The sequence below is a fragment of the Amycolatopsis sp. cmx-4-83 genome, from assembly GCF_046548815.1.
In the GTDB taxonomy this organism is placed as follows: domain Bacteria; phylum Actinomycetota; class Actinomycetes; order Mycobacteriales; family Pseudonocardiaceae; genus Amycolatopsis; species Amycolatopsis pretoriensis_A.
This window is the reverse complement of the sequence record NZ_JAEBEF010000024.1, coordinates 1-16,734: the sequence shown is the minus strand read 5'-3', so window position 1 is coordinate 16,734 and position 16,734 is coordinate 1. Positions and strand designations below refer to the sequence as shown.

At 72.2% G+C, this 16,734-nt stretch carries 18 protein-coding genes; 10 read left to right on the top strand and 8 right to left on the bottom strand.

Annotated features, from left to right (window positions below; all coding sequences use genetic code 11):
* Positions 1–2: 2 nt before the first annotated feature.
* From sfnG to ACLJQM_RS47175, 3 genes are all read left to right on the top strand, one after another.
* The gene (sfnG, locus tag ACLJQM_RS47185; RefSeq protein ID WP_247014434.1) at positions 3–1,115 is read left to right on the top strand and encodes a dimethylsulfone monooxygenase SfnG; all 1,113 of its coding nucleotides are present in this window, start codon (positions 3–5) and stop codon (positions 1,113–1,115) included.
* A 125-nt stretch (positions 1,116–1,240) separates the two neighbouring features.
* Positions 1,241–2,482, top strand: coding sequence for an SLC13 family permease (locus ACLJQM_RS47180; protein WP_410636548.1), 1,242 nt, complete (start codon positions 1,241–1,243; stop codon positions 2,480–2,482).
* 112 nt (positions 2,483–2,594) lie between these two features.
* Positions 2,595–2,855, top strand: a complete 261-nt coding sequence (locus ACLJQM_RS47175; RefSeq protein ID WP_410636547.1) for a contact-dependent growth inhibition system immunity protein — start codon at positions 2,595–2,597, stop codon at positions 2,853–2,855.
* Here the strand turns inward: ACLJQM_RS47175 and ACLJQM_RS47170 are convergent.
* From ACLJQM_RS47170 to ACLJQM_RS47155, 4 genes are all read right to left on the bottom strand, one after another.
* Positions 2,747–4,489, bottom strand: coding sequence for a hypothetical protein (locus ACLJQM_RS47170; RefSeq protein ID WP_410636546.1), 1,743 nt, complete (start codon positions 4,487–4,489; stop codon positions 2,747–2,749). The genes ACLJQM_RS47175 and ACLJQM_RS47170 overlap by 109 nt on opposite strands.
* A gap of 183 nt (positions 4,490–4,672) precedes the next feature.
* Complete coding sequence (locus ACLJQM_RS47165) at positions 4,673–5,791, bottom strand: bifunctional RNase H/acid phosphatase (RefSeq protein WP_410636545.1); 1,119 nt, start codon at positions 5,789–5,791, stop codon at positions 4,673–4,675.
* A complete protein-coding gene (locus ACLJQM_RS47160; protein WP_247014438.1) occupies positions 5,788–6,525 on the bottom strand; it encodes a zinc ribbon domain-containing protein in 738 nt (245 codons plus the stop codon). Before ACLJQM_RS47160 ends, ACLJQM_RS47165 begins: the two co-directional genes overlap by 4 nt.
* A 10-nt stretch (positions 6,526–6,535) precedes the next feature.
* On the bottom strand, positions 6,536–7,357 hold the full coding sequence (locus ACLJQM_RS47155; RefSeq protein WP_247014439.1) for a Nif3-like dinuclear metal center hexameric protein: 822 nt from the start codon (positions 7,355–7,357) through the stop codon (positions 6,536–6,538).
* Between the two features lie 31 nt (positions 7,358–7,388).
* Between ACLJQM_RS47155 and ACLJQM_RS47150 the strand changes: the two genes are divergently transcribed.
* A complete protein-coding gene (locus tag ACLJQM_RS47150; RefSeq protein WP_410636544.1) occupies positions 7,389–7,943 on the top strand; it encodes a chorismate mutase in 555 nt (184 codons plus the stop codon).
* A 282-nt stretch (positions 7,944–8,225) separates the two neighbouring features.
* On the opposite strand, the gene ACLJQM_RS47145 is transcribed toward ACLJQM_RS47150, so the two are convergent.
* Positions 8,226–8,603, bottom strand: coding sequence for a hypothetical protein (locus tag ACLJQM_RS47145; protein WP_410636543.1), 378 nt, complete (start codon positions 8,601–8,603; stop codon positions 8,226–8,228).
* 103 nt (positions 8,604–8,706) lie between these two features.
* Here ACLJQM_RS47145 and ACLJQM_RS47140 point away from each other — a divergent pair, with 103 nt between their 5' ends.
* The 4 genes from ACLJQM_RS47140 to ACLJQM_RS47125 all read left to right on the top strand — a co-directional run bounded on the left by ACLJQM_RS47140 (position 8,707) and on the right by ACLJQM_RS47125 (position 12,222).
* Positions 8,707–9,168, top strand: a complete 462-nt coding sequence (locus ACLJQM_RS47140; protein WP_360772173.1) for a low molecular weight protein-tyrosine-phosphatase — start codon at positions 8,707–8,709, stop codon at positions 9,166–9,168.
* Positions 9,169–9,252: 84 nt separating this feature from the next.
* A complete protein-coding gene (locus ACLJQM_RS47135; protein ID WP_410636542.1) occupies positions 9,253–10,647 on the top strand; it encodes a ricin-type beta-trefoil lectin domain protein in 1,395 nt (464 codons plus the stop codon).
* Between the two features lie 79 nt (positions 10,648–10,726).
* Positions 10,727–11,557, top strand: coding sequence for an SURF1 family protein (locus ACLJQM_RS47130; RefSeq protein WP_247014444.1), 831 nt, complete (start codon positions 10,727–10,729; stop codon positions 11,555–11,557).
* Positions 11,558–11,607: 50 nt separating this feature from the next.
* Positions 11,608–12,222, top strand: coding sequence for an FMN-binding negative transcriptional regulator (locus ACLJQM_RS47125; RefSeq protein ID WP_410636541.1), 615 nt, complete (start codon positions 11,608–11,610; stop codon positions 12,220–12,222).
* Positions 12,223–12,249: 27 nt separating this feature from the next.
* Here the strand turns inward: ACLJQM_RS47125 and ACLJQM_RS47120 are convergent, their stop codons facing one another.
* The 3 genes from ACLJQM_RS47120 to ACLJQM_RS47110 form a co-directional block, all read right to left on the bottom strand.
* Complete coding sequence (locus tag ACLJQM_RS47120; RefSeq protein ID WP_410636540.1) at positions 12,250–12,561, bottom strand: hypothetical protein; 312 nt, start codon at positions 12,559–12,561, stop codon at positions 12,250–12,252.
* A gap of 163 nt (positions 12,562–12,724) precedes the next feature.
* On the bottom strand, positions 12,725–13,615 hold the full coding sequence (locus tag ACLJQM_RS47115; RefSeq protein WP_360772185.1) for a cobalamin biosynthesis protein: 891 nt from the start codon (positions 13,613–13,615) through the stop codon (positions 12,725–12,727).
* Between the two features lie 348 nt (positions 13,616–13,963).
* Positions 13,964–14,665: a FadR/GntR family transcriptional regulator gene (locus ACLJQM_RS47110; protein WP_247014448.1), complete on the bottom strand. Its 702-nt coding sequence runs from the start codon at positions 14,663–14,665 to the stop codon at positions 13,964–13,966.
* A gap of 85 nt (positions 14,666–14,750) precedes the next feature.
* Here ACLJQM_RS47110 and ACLJQM_RS47105 point away from each other — a divergent pair, with 85 nt between their 5' ends.
* Both ACLJQM_RS47105 and ACLJQM_RS47100 read left to right on the top strand, forming a co-directional pair.
* A complete protein-coding gene (locus tag ACLJQM_RS47105) occupies positions 14,751–15,245 on the top strand; it encodes a gluconokinase (protein WP_410636539.1) in 495 nt (164 codons plus the stop codon).
* Positions 15,242–16,606, top strand: a complete 1,365-nt coding sequence (locus ACLJQM_RS47100) for a gluconate:H+ symporter (protein ID WP_410636538.1) — start codon at positions 15,242–15,244, stop codon at positions 16,604–16,606. The genes ACLJQM_RS47105 and ACLJQM_RS47100 overlap by 4 nt, the downstream gene beginning before the upstream one ends.
* Positions 16,607–16,734 lie beyond the last annotated feature (128 nt).

Below are 16,734 nucleotides of genomic sequence, written 5' to 3'. Positions count from 1 at the left end.
CCATGTCGTACGAAGAGCCGTTGAAATTCGCCTACTGGGTCCCGAACGTGAGCGGTGGCCTCGTCACGTCCGACATCGAGCAGCGGACGGACTGGGGTTACGAGTACAACCGGCAGCTGGCCGTGCTGGCCGAGAACAGCGGCTTCGAGTACGCGCTTTCCCAAGTTCGCTACACCGCCAGCTACGGTGCCTCCTACCAGCACGAATCGACCGGGTTCAGCCTGGCCCTGCTGCTCGCGACGCAGCGCCTGAAGGTGATCGCGGCCGTCCACCCGGGACTGTGGCACCCGGGCGTGCTGGCGAAGTTCATCGCCAGCGCCGACGTGATTTCCGGCGGCCGCGCGGCGGTCAACGTGGTCAGCGGCTGGTTCAAGGGCGAGTTCACCGGCCTCGGCGAACCGTGGCTGGAGCACGACGAGCGCTACCGGCGGTCGGAGGAGTTCATCCGCGTCCTGCGCGAACTTTGGACCAACGACCACGCGGAGTTCCGCGGGGACTTCTACCGCATCCACGACTTCGACATCAAGCCGAAGCCGGTGGCGGCCCCGCACCCGGAGATCTTCCAGGGCGGAAATTCGACGGCGGCGCGGAAGCTCGCCGGGAGCGTGTCGGACTGGTACTTCAGCAACGGCAAGGACTTCGACGGGTTCAGCGAGCAGGTTTCCGAGGTTCGCGGCTACGCGGCTTCCGCGGGCCGGACTGTCCGGTTCGGACTGAACGGGTTCGTGATCGCCCGTTCTTCCGAGAGCGAGGCCCGCGCGGTCTTGAAGGAGATCGTCGCCAAGGCCAACGTCGAGGCGGTCGAAGGGTTCCGGTCGGCCGTGGCGCAGGCGGGGAAGTCCACTTCGGACTCGAAGGGGATGTGGGCGGACTCGGAGTTCGAGGACCTGGTGCAGTACAATGACGGGTTCCGGACGAAGCTGATCGGGACCCCGGAGCAGATCGCCGACCGGGCGATCGAGTACAAGAAGCGCGGGGCGAACCTGCTGCTGCTCGGGTTCCTGCACTACCTCGAGGACGTCGAGCACTTCGGCAAGGAGGTGCTGCCGGTGATCCGGGCCAAGGAGCAGGACCTGGCGCGAGGTGCGGCGACGCCGGAGCCGCTGGGGGTCTGAGCGCCCGCGGGGGCGCCCCCGTTTTCCACGCTACCCGGGAGCACCGACAGAATCGCGCCGCCACCACTCCGGCCGCCGCCGTGGTCAGGCGGGGCGCGTCGGCGGGCGTCGATTAGCGTGAGCACGTGAACTTCTGGGCAGGGGCGGGCAGCCTCGCGCTGCTGGCCGTCGTGCTGGTCTTCGCCATCGTCCGGCCGCGCGGGTGGCCCGAAGCCGTCGCCGCGGTGCCGGCCGCGGGGCTCGCCCTGCTGCTCGGGCTCGTGCGACCCGAAGCGGCCGGCGACCGGGCCGTCGAGATCCTCCCGACGCTGGGCTTTCTGGCCGCCATTCTCCTGTTGTCCTTTTTGGCCAGTGTCGACGGCGTCTTCAGCTGGCTCGGCAACCGCCTGGCCGAGGCGTGCCACGGCAAACCGCGGCGCCTGCTGGTGCTCACCTTCGCCGCCGCGGCCGGGGTGACCGCGATCCTCAGCCTGGACGCCACCGTCGTCCTGCTCACCCCGGTCGTCCTCGCGACGGCGAAGAGCCTCGAACTCCCGCCCCGCCCGCACGTCTACGCGTGCGCGCACCTGGCCAACTCCGCGTCGACGCTGCTGCCGGTGTCCAACCTGACGAACCTCCTGGCGTTCGCCGCGTCGGGGCTGACGTTCGCCGGGTTCACCGCGCTGATGGCGTTGCCGTGGCTGGTCACGATCGCCATCGAACTGGCGGTTTTCCTGCGGTTCTTCGCCGCCGACCTGCGGCCCCGCGAGACCGCCGAACCGAAGCAGCACCTCGAAACGCCGACGTTCGCACTCGTCGTCCTCGTCCTGACGCTGGCGGGCTTCGGCGTCGGCCAGCTCGGCCACGTCGAGCCGGTGTGGATCGCGGCGCTCGCGGCGCTGATCCTGGGCGTGCGGGCACTGGCGAGGGGCAAGATCCGGCCGTGGCAGCTGGTCACCGAGGCGTCGCCGCAGCTGTGCCTGTTCGTGCTGGGCCTGGCGGTCGTGGTGGAGGCGGTGTCGGAGCACGTCCTGGGCGGCCTCCTCGGCGACCTCTTGCCGACGTCGACCGGCCTGCTGGACCTCCTGATCGCGGCCGGGGTGGCGGCGCTGCTGGCCAACCTGGTCAACAACCTGCCGGCGACGCTGATCCTGCTGTCGGTCCTCGGCCCGCACCCGGCCCCGGGCGTGCTGCTGGCGGTCCTGCTGGGCGTGAACATCGGCCCGAACGCGACCTATCTGGGCTCACTGGCGACGCTGCTGTGGCGCCGGACGCTCCCGGCACCCCCGTCGGCGAAGACGTTCCACGCGCTGGGGATCATCACGACGCCGTTGTGCCTGGCCGCGGCGACCGGGGCGTTGTGGCTGAGCCTGGGCCTGGCGAGCTGAGCCGTGGTCGACATGTCGCTGAGCCTCGAACAGCTCGAGGGCCACACCTGGGACGCTCCGCCCGCCGACGCGACCCGGCTGGTCCGGACCGCGCACGAGCGCCGAGCTGCTGGTGCCCCTCGCGCTCGACCTCCTGGAGCGGGATCCGCTCGCCGAAGGCGACTTCCACCCCGGTGACCTGCTCGTCGCCCTGCTGAAGGTCCCGCCGGTTGGAGAGCGTCCAGCGGCAGATCGACGCCTTCCGCGCCGCGCACAACCCCTGAATCAGCTGGGCATCGTGATCGTCTGGCCCGGCTTCATCGTCGCCCCGCAGTCGTCCAAAGGCCCGCCGAAGCGGTCCGCCGCCACCGCCGGGATCGTCTTCGCCGCGTAGTCCTGCGCCGCCTTCAGCTTCGCCGGGTCCGTCACCGCGTCGCGGCGGACCCAGTCGCCGTTGCGCAGGCCTTCGATCGGCGAGCTGTAGATCAGCACGTAGTCGCGGTCCAAGCGCGGGTCCAGAGCGATGCCGTTCCCCGCCGCCCAGGGGCCCCACGAGTGGATGAACGTCGGCTTCACCGTGTCGAACACGTAGTTGCGCAGGCCCGCCAGGTCGTTGTCGTGGACCAGGTCCGCGATCGGCTTGTTGACCAGGCCCGCCATGTCGACCAGCTCCAGGCGGCTGGTCATCGACGAACCACCGAGGTCCGGCAGCAGCAGCGACGCCTTCTGGATGCCCAGGATGTCCGCGTACGTGTTGAAGCCGCGGCCGAAGCGGTCCGCCACCAGGCACGCCGTGATGTTGGGGTTCTTCGCGAACTTGTCCGCCGCCGACGCGAAGCCGATCGCCGACGGGATGAACGCGCCCACCAGGACCACGACCACGCCGACGCGCAGCAGGGCCTGGCGGTGGCGCAGCAGCTCACCAGCCGACAGCGTGCCCGCGATGACCGCCAGCGGCCAGATCGGGCTGGCGAAGCGGTGCTGGTACATCCAGTCCGGGACCATCACGCCGTACGCGACGATCCCGAGCCCCAGCGGCACCAGCAGCGCGATCAGCGAACGCCGCCACGGGGCCTTGACCAGCGCGAACGCGAGCACGAGCGCCAGCACGGCCACGCCGGCCCAGCCCGCGTAGCCGACCAGCTCGAAGGGGCGCTTCACGGCGTCGAAGCCCGGCAGGCCCTGCTGCTTCGCCACCGACGGGTTGGCCAGCAGCCGCCCGAACTCGGCGTGGCGCCAGACGACGTACGCGCCGAACGGCACCGCGAACGCCGCCACCGACAGCAGGGCCAGGCGGAAGCTCTTCCAGAACAGGCCGCCGCGCAGCAGGAACAGCGCCGCCAGCGGGTACGCGCCCGCGTAGATCAGGCCTTCCGGCCGGGTCAGCGCGGCGAACGCCACCATGACGCCCGCCCAGATCGCGACCTTCGGGGTCAGCAGGCGGTCGTTGCGCACCGCGATGAACAGCGTCACGCCCAGCGTGACCACCGCGAACGCGAACAGCGAGTTCTCCAGGCCGGACACGACCCAGATGACGAACGACGGGATCGTCGCCAGCGTCAGGCCGGCGATCAGCGTGGCCAGCCACGCGAAGCGGGTGAAGATCTGCTTCGCGGCGAAGTGGCACGCGGTCAGGATGCCGCCGGTGAACAGCAGGCCCAGCACCTTCGGGAACAGCACGTAGTCGGGCAGCCCGAAGAGGGAGCCGTGGTCGAAGAGGCCGACGAGCTTGCCGAGGCCGAGCAGCACCATCCACGTCGGGTCGGAGAAGCCCTCGACCGGCGGGGCGCCCGGCTGCAGCACCGGGCCGAGGCCGTCGGCGAAGCTGCGGGCGTAGGAGAACGTGATGGCGGCGTCGTCGACGATCCAGTGGCCGTAGCGCGTGGCGTGGGCGGCGACCGCCGCGACGCCGGTGAGCACGGCCAGCACCGGCGCGAGCCGCGCGCCCCAGCTCCGCGCGGTCGTCGCGGGCACGGGGTCCTCGGGGACGTCGCTCGGAGAGGTCTCGGTGAGTGCGCTAGCCGTCATGTCCTCGTCACTGTTCCGCCCGCAGGCTTCTGCCGGTGGGATACGCGCGAGCCGGCGCCCCCTGAAGTGGGTCGAGCTGGAGACCCGCCACCGCGGCGACGCGGTCGAGACACTGTAGCCAATACCCCATCGGGGGTCGGCCACGCGTCGGCATTGAGCGTGATCCACCCCACATTCGACCGGTCAGGACAAGTGCGAGGTGTCGTTGACCAGGCGGACCGACGCGTTGCCGTCCGGGTAGAACTCGACGATCGACAGCGACGCCAGGTCCAGGTGCAGCCGGAACAGCAGCTGCGGGCCGGCGTCGAGGCCCATCCGCAGCAGCGTGTTGATCGGTGTCACGTGGCTGACCAGCAGCAACGTCCGGCCGCCGTGCTCGGCGATCAGCTCGTCGCGGGCCTTGCGGACGCGCCGGTGGACGACGTCGAAGCTCTCGCCGCCCGGGGGCGGCACCGCGCTGTCGCCCAGCCACGAACCGTGCAGCTCGGGGTCGCGGTCGGCGGCTTCGGCGAACGTCAGGCCTTCCCAGTCGCCGAAGTCGGTCTCGATGAGGCCGGGGTGGGTCTCGACGCGGCCGCCGAGCGCGTCGGCGACGGCCTGCGCGGTCTGCTTCGTGCGCGTGAGCGGCGAGGAGATGATCGGGACGGCCTCGCCGTCGACGACCAGGCCGTCCATCGCGGCCAGCCGCTTAGCCGCCGCCGCGGCCTGCGCGCGGCCCAGTTCGGTGAGCGGGACGTCGCCGCGGCCGGAGTAGCGGCGCAGCGCCGACATCTCCGTCTGGCCGTGGCGCAGCAGGAGCAGCCGGGTCGGCGTGCCCTTCGCACCGGTCCAGGCCACCGTCGCGCGGTCCGGCTTGCGGGTCGGCAGCTTCGGCGGCTTCGCCGTGGCGGGCTTGCCGGCGGCTTCGTCCATGGCCTCGTTGGCCAGGCGGTCGGCGTGGGAGTTCTGCGCGCGCGGGATCCACTCGTACTTGACGCGCGTGAACCCGGCGGCCAGCTCCTTGGCCCGCTCGGCCAGCGGCTGCATGTCCGGGTGCTTGATCTTCCAGCGCCCGGACATCTGCTCCACCACGAGCTTCGAGTCCATCCGGACGTCCACAGTGGACGCACCGAGCTCGGCCGCGGCGGCCAGCCCGGCGATCAGCCCGCGGTACTCGGCGACGTTGTTGGTGACGACGCCGAGGCCTTCCTTGCGCTCGGCGAGCACCTCGCCGTCGGCGTCCTTGACCACGGCGCCGTAGCCGGCCGGGCCCGGGTTGCCCCGGGATCCGCCGTCGGCCTCGATCACGACGTGCGAGGTCACAGACCCGACTCCACGGTCCGGACCAGGATCGCGCCGCAGTTCTCGCACTGGATGACCTCGTCCTCGGGCGAGCCCTTGATCTCGTTGACGGTGTTGCGGTCCATCTCCAGCTGGCAGGCACCGCACCGGCGGGCGCGGAGCAGGGCGGCACCGATGCCCTTGTGCTCGCGGACCCGCTCGTACAGCTTGAGCAGCGGCTCCGGGAAACGCGGCAGCAGCTTCGCGCGGTCCTCGTCGCGGCGCGCGCGGATGGTGTCGAGGTCCTTGAACGCCTCGTCGCGGCGGACGATCGCGGCGGCGACCTCGGCTTCGGCCTTGTCGACCTCGGCGCCGGTGCGCTGCGCGTCCAGGCCCAGCGCCTCGCGCTGCTCCATCAGCTCCAGCAGGTCGTCCTCGAGCGCGCGCTGGCGCCGTTCGAGCGTCTGCAGTTCGTGCTCGATGTCGGTCATCTGCTTCGAGTTCACCGAGCCGGACGCGAGGAGCTTGCGGTCGCGGTCCTCCCGGGCGCGCACCGACTCGATCTCCTTCTCCTGCCGGGCGACCTCGCGGTCCAGGTCGGAGGCGGCGGTCTCCACCGAGACGAGCGCGTCGCGGCGCTCGCGGGCGAGCTTCTCTCCCGCGTCGATCTCGGCCAGCTCCGGCAGGGTGCGGCGGCGGTGCGCGGTGCGCGAGAGCTCGGCGTCCACCTTGGCGAGCTCGAGCAACTGGCGCTGCACGGCGGGTTCGGCCTTCACGGTGCTCCTCTTAATTCGATGTGCGCTCGGCGCGGACGTTCCACGGGTCGGTGCACCGCGTGGAGACGCAGATGTCGACGTTACCCGCAAACGCTCGCGCCACGACCGCCGAGGCTTGCCCGCACCACGGCCATTCGCTGGCCCAGTGGGTCAGCCCGACCAGCGCGGGCACCGGGTGCGCCCCCGCGAGGTGCTCACCGGCGGGGTGATGGCGCAGGTCGGCGGTGACGTAGGCGTCGACCCCGGCCGCGGTGGCCTGCTTCAGGTAGGAGTCGCCGGCCCCGCCGGAGACGGCGACGGTGCGGATCAAGCGGTCCTCGTCGCCCGCCCCGAGCACCCCGGGCACGGTCTCGGGCAGCGCGTCGGCGACCCGCTGCACGAACATCGCGAACGGCTCGGGCTCGGGCAGCTCGCCGAGGCGGCCGATGCCGGTGACGCCGTCGGCGTTGGGCGCGAGCGGGCCGGTCACGCGGAGCCCGATCGCCTGCGCGAGCGCGTCGGAGACACCGGGATCGGCCGAATCGGCGTTGGTGTGGGCGCAGTAGAGGGCGATACCGGCGCGGATCATCCGGTGCACGAGCGCACCCTTGGCGGTGTCGGCCGGGACGCCGTGCACTCCGCGCAGGAGCAGCGGGTGGTGCGCGACGATCAGCTGCGCGCCGAGGTCGGCGGCTTCGTCGACGGTCTCGGCGACCGGGTCGACGCAGAAGAGCACGCGTGTGACGGGCTCGGCCGGATCGCCGCAGACGAGGCCGACGGCGTCCCACGACTCGGCGAGCGCGGGCGGGTAGGCCTGCTCCAGCACGGTGATGACTTCGGAGAGTGCGGGCATCCGGGGATCTTCGCATGTACGGTCGTGCGCCATGCGAGTACTGGCTGTGCTCTTCGCGGTGGTGTCCGGTCTCCTGGTGGCGGCGCTCCCGGCGTCGGCTTCTCCCCCTGGCCTGTGGCGGCTCACCGACCTGGCCGCGCAGCGCGTGGAACTAGCCGATCAGGTGGCGGCGGCGAAGTACGGAACGCCGTCACCGATCGACGACCCGGTGCGCGAACAGCAGATCTACGACTCGGTTTCGGCGCGCGCCCCGGGTCTCGGCCTCGACCCGGCGGACGCGGTGCGGTTCTTCCGCGCGCAGATCGAGGCGAACAAGGTGGTGCAGCGCGGGCTTTACACGCGCTGGGACGCCCACCCGGCGGAAGTTCCTTCGCCCCGGCCGGATCTCGCGGTGATCCGCCCGGTGATCGACCGGCTGAACACGGGGTTGCTGACGGAGCTGGCGGCGACTTCGGCGGTGCGGGCGGCGCATTCGTGCCCGGCGCGTCAGCTGGTGGCCGCCGGGGTGGCGGACGTCGTCCACCACTTCGACGCACTGCACACCCGCGCCCTCGGCACGGCGACGTCGGCTACCTGCTTGGGCTGAGGGACCCTCGGCAGCGGCTGTTCGTGCGGGCCGGGGGAGGCGCCCCGGCGGCGTCTGGCCGCCGCCGCCGTGAGCGCCGCGTGGGGCGTCAGTTGCAGTTGCCGCAGCAGCCGCAGCCCTGACCGGTGCACTTCGAGCAGCATCCGTGCATGATCGCTTTCCTTCCGGTTCGCGTCCTCGCGTGATCACGCTAAGTGCCGGTCGCGGGCCACGGGTACCGCCGAGTGAGCGGGTGACCGGGTGAACCAGCCGGTTACGCAGGCGAAGGGGGCGGCCCGCCGACTACGCGGTCGCCGCCGGCGGGCGGTCGGCCTGTTCGGGCCGCCGCACGACCAGCGCGCCGACGAACACGAGCCCGCCGACCGCGAGCAGGCCCCAGCCGAAGCCGCGGCGCAGGGACAACGCGGCGTCGCACGCCACCTGATAGCCCTCGGTGCGATCGGGTAGCGCCCAGCCGGCGCCGGCGTCGGCCGCGTAGGCGTTCGTCAGCGCGTTGACGTTCGAGTCGTGCGCCGTCTGGCTCATGTCGGTCTTGAACCCGCTCCCGCACACGACGGACTGCCCGCCCGCGGCCGTCGCCTTCACGGTGGTCCCGAGCAGGATCAGCGCACCGATGGCGACGGCGAGAGCGGCGACGGCGACGAATGTGCGAGGCGTCATGGCGGTTCTCCAGCGGTGCCGAGGATGTTGCCGCACTGGTCGCGCCGACCGGCAGTCGTGTTACGCGATCGCTTCGCCGACCGTCACGGTTACGCTCGCGGACGTGACCCACATCGTCTTCGTCTGCTCCGGCAACATCTGCCGCTCCCCGATGGCCGAACTGGTGTTCCGGGCCAAGCTCGAAGAAGCTCACCTCGGCGATGCCGTCCGCGTCACCAGTGCCGGTACCGGGCCGTGGCACGCCGGGGAGCCCGCCGACAAACGTGCTCGCGCGACGCTGAAAGCGCACGGCTACCCCACCTCTCACGTGGCCTCCGAAGTCTCCGGCGAAGACCTCGCCGCCGATCTGCTGCTGGCCGCCGACGAAGGGCACGCCGAGTTCCTGCGGTCGCGGGTCGAGGATCCCGCCAAGGTGCGGCTGCTGCGCTCGTTCGACCCGTCCGCGCCCGAAGGCGCCGAGGTCCCGGACCCCTACTACGGCGGTGACGACGGCTTCGAGGACGTCCTCGGCATGGTCGAACGCGCGGTGCCCGGCTTGCTCGACTGGGTCCGCGCCGAGCGGTGACCGGCGTCACAGCCGATCTTCGTACGGTTGAGCGGGCCGCGCCCGATAAGCCCTCCGGCATCGTCGTCGATGAGGGGAAAACGCGTGCTCAAAAGGATTTCGGGCGTTCTGGCGCTCGTGACCGCGGCGGGGTTCGTGGCCGCCGGTCCGGCCGGAGCGATCGCCGGGGGAAGTCAAGCCGCCGAAGGAACTTATTCGTACGTCGCCAAGGTGAACACCGCCGGGCGGGGCTGCACCGGGGCGCTCGTCGCGCCGCAGTGGGTGCTCACCGCCACGACCTGCTTCGGCGACGCCGCGACGCCCGCGGGCCCGCCGCCGGCCGCGGCCACCGTGACCGTCGGGGGCCGGACCACCGCGGTCGCCTCGCTCGTGCCGCGGCCGGACCGGAACCTCGTCCTGGCCCGGCTCGACGCGCCCGTCTTCACCGTCGCGCCGGTCGCCCTCGGGACCTCGCCCGTCAGCACCGGCGAAACCCTGCGGCTCGCCGGCTACGGCCGGACCGCGACCGAATGGGTGCCGGACCGGCTGTCGACCGCCACGTTCACCGTCGCCTCGAGCACCGCGACCACGCTGAACGTCACGGCCGACGCCACCACCTGCAAGGGTGACGCGGGCGGTCCGGCGCTGCGCGAGACCGGCGGCGCGACCGAACTGGTCGCGATCAACAACGCGTCGTGGCAGCACGGCTGCATCGGCGAGACCGAAACGCGCAACGGCACCACGGAAACCCGGCTCGACGACCTCACGGACTGGGTGCGCGCCCAGATCCCGCCGTACGCGATCCGCAACTTCAACGGCCTGTGCACCGGCGCCGGCACCCAGGTGACCACCGCGGCGTGCGCGGCGGACAACACCGGGCAGCGGTGGACGCTCCCCGGGGACGGCACGGTCCGCACCGCGGCCGGCCTCTGCCTCGCCGTGACCGGGACGTCGGTCGGGACCGCCGCCTGCACGGGGGTCCCGGAGCAGCAGTGGCGCTTCCCCGGCGACGGCACGCTGCGGACGGCGGGCGGTGCCTGCGCCGACATCGGCAGCAACGCGGCGGGCGCGGCGCTGCTCGTCACCGGCTGCGTCGCCGGCAACCTGAGCCAGCAGTGGTTCCTCAAGGGCGACGGCACGCTGCGCAACCACAACGGGCTCTGCGCCGACCTGGGCTCCAACGCCGAGAAGACCCCGATCACCGTCGTGACCTGCGGCGAAGGCCTGGTCAGCCAGCGCTGGGGCCTCCTCGGCGGCACGCTCGTCAACACCAACCGCCTGTGCGCCGACCTCGGGTCCGACGCCCCCGGCACGCGGGTGATCATGGTCGCGTGCCGGGCGGGCGCGGTCAGCCAGCAGTGGACCGCGCCGGGCGACGGCACGCTGCGCAACCACAACGGCCTGTGCGCCGACCTGGGCTCCAACGACCCGGGCACGCGGGTGATCACGGCCGCCTGCGTCGCCGGGAACCTGAGCCAGCAGTGGCGGCTCGACCGCTGAGTCCCGTTCGTCCCGGCCTCCGTCACAGGTGGCGGAGGCCGGGACGCGGCCGGGCCGGGGCACGGCCTACCGTGGTGGGGTGCGGTTGCGGTTCCTGCTCAAGCCCGGGTGGCTGGCTCTGACGGCGGTGGTGTTCACCTTCGCCGTCTGCTGCTTCACGCTCCTGTCGCCGTGGCAGTTCAGCCGCAACACCGAACGCGAGCAGCAGAACTCCGCGCTGGAGACGTCGTTCACGGCCGCGCCGCTGCCGCTGACGCAGCTGCTGCCGCCGGGGAGCGTGATCGGCCCGCAGACCGAATGGCACCTCGTCTCGATCACCGGCCGGTACCTGCCGGACAAGGAGGTCGTCGCGCGGCTGCGGACGGTGCAGGGCGAGGGCGCCTTCGAGGTGCTGACGCCGTTGCAGACCACCGACGGCACCGTCGTGCTCGTCGACCGCGGCTACGTCCGGCTCGACAGCAAGTCCGGCGCGCTGCCGTTCGCGCCGCCGCCACCCGGCGTCGTGACGGTGACCGCGCGGGCGCGCGCCGACGAAACGGACCCGAAGAACCGTGACGCGTTCGCCGACGCGTCGACCGGCGGGCGGCTGCAGAGCTACGTCGTCGATTCGCGGGTCGTCGCGCGGGCGGCGAAGCTCGACATCCGGCCGGGCTACTTCCAGCTCGACACCGGCCAGCCCGGCGTGCTCGGCGCGCTGCCGCTGCCGCAGACGGACTCCGGGCCGTTCCTCTCGTACGCGCTGCAGTGGATCGCGTTCGGCGCGATGGCGCTGCTCGGCTGGCTGTACTTCACCGTGCGCGAGCTGAAGCCCGGCGGCGCGCTCGATTCGTCGCCGACGCCGGCGCGCCGCAAGTCGGTCGCGGAGATCCTGGCCGAGGACGAACTCGCCGAAAGTGGCCATCAGAAGTAAGCCGGAAATGGCCCTTCGGCGCGGCCACTTGCCCGGGTGACACTGCGGGCATGCTGATCCACCCGTGGGACGCCGCCGACGACTCCGAATGGCGGGAGTGGCTGTCCTCGCACGACTTCGGCCAGCTGATCGCCGGCGGCACCGGCCGCGACCTGCCGGTGGTGGCCCCGGCGCACTTCGCGTTCGACGGCGACCGCACGGTCGTCACGCACCTGGCGCGGCCCAACCCGATCTGGCCGCTGCTGGAGGAGCACCCGCGGGCGCTGCTGACGGTGGTCGACGACTACACCTACATCCGCGCGGACTGGAACACGACCGCGGACCCGGCGCGCGGCGTGCCGACGTCGTACTACGCGACCGTGCAGCTCGAGGGCGACGTCCGGCTGGTCGACGACCCGGCGGCGAAGGCGGCGCTGCTGGACGAGCAGCTGCGGCACTTCGAGCCCGACGGCGCGCGGGCCGCGGTCAGCGCCACGGAGGCGCCGGACAAGCGGCTGCTGCCGGGGATCCGCGGGATCGAGTTCACGATCACCGGCGTCCGGGCGAAGTTCAAGTTCGGCGGCAACAAGACGGCCGAGGACCGGGACCGGATCGGCGCCCGGCTGACCGCGCGCGGCGGGCGGCTGGACGCGGAGGCGGTGACGCAGCTGCGCCGCCGCGGCTGAGGGGACTCCCCCTCAGCCGCGCTTCGTTCAGCCTCCGCAGGCCGCGACCGGCTGCACGGCCAGGTCGCCGTCGATGGTCTCGCCGGTGGCGTGGTTCAGCGCGTGCACGGTCATGTGCTGGACCCGGCCGGGCCGGTTGGCGGTCGGGTGCTGCTCCCGGATGCCGGTGGGCGTCGAGACGTCGTCGCCGGTGAAGAAGACCAGGCCGTTGTCGGCGAAGGTGATCGTCCAGACCTGACCGGCGACGTTCGTGTGGATCTCGAACTCCTCGCCGACGACGAACGAGCCGCCCGGGCCGTCGTCGTCGTGCTCGGACTTGAGCGTCCACGAGGTGCCCATGCTGCCGACGCTGTCGGCTGTGCCACGGCGGCCAAGCACGAGCGGCCCCCGCCCTATCCCTGGGGGCGGCCCCTAGGCCAGTCTATCGGTGCCCCAGGACAAAACCGCCCCAGCGCAAGCGAAGCCGCCCGGTTGTCCACACCCGGCCGCCCCTGTGGACAGCTCAGCGCGAGCGGCGCCGCAAGCCCGCCGCGACGGCCAGCACCACCGAGGTCACGGCGGCCAGCCAGCCGACGACCCGGGACAGCTCGACCGCCCGCGTCACGTGCCCGGCGTCCGGGTTGCGCCCGACGCCGAGGACCGGCAGCTCGGCCACGCCGTGCGGGTACACCGTCCGGCCGCCGACGCGGACCTCCAGCGCACCCGCGAACGCCGCCTCGACGCGCCCCGCGTTCGGGCTCGGGTGGGCGATCGTGTCACGGCGCCACGCGCGCCACGCGCCACCGGCCGAGCCGCCGACGACCGGGGCCGCCAGGACGGTCAACGCCGCCGCCACGCGGGTCGGGACCAGGTGGACAAGCTCGTCGAGCCGATCGATCGCCCAGTGCCCCCGCCGCCCGACGCGGGCCCGGCGCAGCAGGCTCACGGCGCGCGCCCCGGCCAGCCCGGGAACGCCCGCGAGCGCGCCCCACACCAGCGGGGCGACGACGGCGTCGGAGGTGTTTTCGGCCAGCGTCTCGACGGAGGCGCGGGACAACGCGATCGCCCCGAGGCCGTCGGCGACCCGCGGGTCCAATTCGGACAGTGTCGCGCGCGCCGGCTCGAAGCGGCACTCTTCGAGGTCACGCGCGAGTTCGGTGCCCTGCACGGCCAGCCCGGCGGCCCCGAGGACCGCCCACGTCGTGACGGCCGTCGCCGAGGCTTGGACGAGCGGCCGCCCGCGACCGGCCCGCTCCAGCAGCACGCCACCCACGACGGCGGCACCCGCGACGAGAGCGCCACGGCCGGGGGTGAGCCGCCGGAAAGCCGTGACCGGCGGACGGCGGCGGGGGTCGCCGAGGGCGCCGTCGGCCGCCACACCCAAGACCAGTCCGATCGCGCGCGCCGCGCTCACCCGTGCCCCCCGGCGGAAGAAAACTGCAGTTCCTGAGGAGGCTACTCGACCCCGGAACCCGCCTCGCGGCGTGTCCGCCTGCCCCACCGGCTCGCACGACGACCACCTGCACTCGCCTCGCGCGCGACCGCCACCCGGCCGATGTCCGCCTCGGCTCACGCACCGCACGACGACCGCGGGACCCACCTCATCGGCGCCGCACGACCGACCGCCCGGCTGCGACACGAGCGCCCGCCTCTCCGGCATCCGCACGACGGTCCACTCCCACCAACCGCCCGAGCACCCCATCTGGGGCCCGCCTGGCCGGCATTCGCACGACGGCCCACCCCATCCGCCGCCGGCCTCGGACTACTCCACCAGGGCCGCGATCTCCTCACGCGCCTGCACCACGATGTCCCGCATCGCCCGCTCGGCCCGGTCCGCCTCCCCCGCCGCCACCGCCGCCGCCACCTCCAAGTGCAGCGCCACCGCCTCGGGCTGCGGCTCCGGGGGCATCAACCCGTGCCCCGTCCGCCCCGTCAGCACCTCCGCCACGACCTCCGACAGCTGCGCGAACATCGGGTTCCGCGAAGCGCTCAGCAACAGGTCGTGAAAAGCGATGTCGAACTCGAGAAAAGTCGGCAGGTCCCGCGCCCGGGCAGTCCGCGCCAGCCGCTCCCCCAACGCCCCGAGCCGACCCCGCTCCTCCGGTGTCGCCCGCAAAGCCGCGTACCGGGCCGCGCAGGGTTCGATCGCCGACCGGAGCTCGTTCAGCGTGGCCAGCGCCGCCGGGCGGCCCGGCCCGTCGAGTTGCCAGCGGATCAGCCGCGGGTCGTAGTGGTTCCACTCCGCCGTCTCGCGGACGGTCACCCCGACCCGGCGCTTGCTGCTCGTCAGCCGCATCGTCTCCAGGACCCGGACGACCTCGCGGGCCACCGTCCGCGAAGCACCGAAGCGCTCTTGCAGCTCTTCGGAGCGCAACACGGTGCCCGGGGGCAGCGATCCGTTCGCGATCGCCGCGCCCAGCTCGTCCAGTACCTGCTCGTGCCTCACCTCACCCAACCTAGTCATCTGACTCGATTAAGTAGTACTTCATCTTGAATAAGTAGTACTTTTGAGTTTGACTCTCCTGGGCACAACGACGTGGGAGGTGCGGATGACCGTCATCGTGGTGATGGGGGTGTCAGGCTCCGGGAAGACGACGATCGGGACCGCGCTCGCGCGGGCGCTGGACGTCGAATACGCCGAGGCGGACACGTTCCACCCGAAGGCCAACATCGACAAGATGACCGCGGGGCACCCGCTGACCGACGAGGACCGCGCCCCCTGGCTCGAGGCCATCGCCGGCTGGATCCGGGAGCACCAGGCCGCCGGGGGTGTCGTGACGTCGTCCGCGCTCAAGCGCCGGTATCGGGACGTGCTGCGGACCGGCGGGAACGTCTGGTTCGCCCACCTGCACGGGGACCGCGAGGTCCTCGCCGAGCGCATGCAGTCGCGCTCGGGTCACTTCATGCCGGTGTCGCTGCTGGACTCCCAGCTCGCCGACCTCGAACCCCTCGAACCGGACGAGCCCGGCGCGATCTTCGACATCCGCGAGTCGCCCGCCGCCATCACCGACGCCGCCCTCACCGCTTTCCAGGAGCACTCATGACCACCCTCGCCGCCGCCTGGACCGGCCACGACACCCGCCTGATCGCCGCGACCGTCGTCGCGATCGCCGTCATCGTCGTGCTGATCACCAAGGTGAAACTGCACCCGTTCCTGTCGCTGGTGCTCGGCTCGCTCGTGCTCGGGCTGACCGCCGGGATGCCGGTCGACAAGCTGCTCAAGAGCTTCACGACCGGTGTCGGCAGCACGGTCGCGTCGGTCGGCATCCTGATCGCGCTCGGCGCGATGCTCGGCAAGCTGCTGGCCGACTCGGGCGGCGCCGACCAGATCGTCGACACCGTGCTCGGCAAAGCCCGCGACAAGAGCCTGCCGTGGGCGATGGCGCTCGTCGCCGCGCTGATCGGGCTGCCGATGTTCTTCGAGATCGGGCTCGTCATGCTGATCCCGGTGGTGCTGCTCGCGGTCAAGCGCACCGGGAAACCGTTGATGCTGCTGGGAATTCCCGCGGTGGCCGGGCTTTCGGTGCTGCACGGCCTCGTCCCGCCGCACCCCGGCCCGCTCGCCGCGGCGGGCGCGCTGAACGCGAACGTCGGGATCACGCTGGCGTTCGGCCTGCTCGTCGGCATCCCGACGCTGGTCATCGCGGGCCCGCTGTTCGGCAAGCTGGCCGCCCGGCTGGTGCCGGACGCCGCGCCGCCCGAGCGCCTGGTCCCCGAGCGCGCGGACACCGGCAAGCCGCGCCCGAGCTTCGCCGCGACGCTCACGACGGTGCTGCTGCCGGTCGTGCTCATGCTGGCGAAAGCGCTCTCCGACATCCTGCTGGCCAAGGACAGCCAGGCCCGCAAGATCCTCGACTTCGTCGGCGACCCGCTGATCGCGCTGCTGGTGGCGGTCCTGGTCGGCATGGTGCTGCTGGGCCGCCCGGCCGGGCTCGGCCGCGACAAGCTGTCCACTGTGGTCGGTGACTCGCTCGGCCCGGTCGCGGGCATCATCCTCATCGTCGGCGCGGGCGGCGGCTTCAAGCAGACCCTGGTCGACGCCGGCGTCGGCGACGTCATCACCGGCCTGGCCAAGGACGCGAACCTCTCGCCGCTCCTGCTCGGCTGGCTGGTCGCGGTGGCGATCCGCCTGGCCACCGGCTCGGCCACGGTGGCGACGGTCTCGGCGGCGGGCATCGTGGCCCCGCTGGCGGCGGGGATGGACCCGTCGCAGAGCGCACTGCTCGTCCTGGCGATCGGCGCCGGGTCGCTGTTCTTCTCGCACGTCAACGACGCCGGGTTCTGGCTGGTGAAGGAGTACTTCGGGCTCTCGGTGGGCCAGACCCTGAAGAGCTGGTCGGTGATGGAGACGCTGATCTCGGTGGTGGCGATCGCCCTGATCCTCCCCCTCTCCCTGCTGGTCTAGATGTGATGTTCAGGGACGTTGTCCCGAGCTGAGGTGACCCGGTGACGGCCTGTCGTGCAGACAGGTGAAGGCCTCCGGATGTGAAGTGGAGCTGTCTAGGAACCACGTCACCGCCCGGAGGCCTTCGT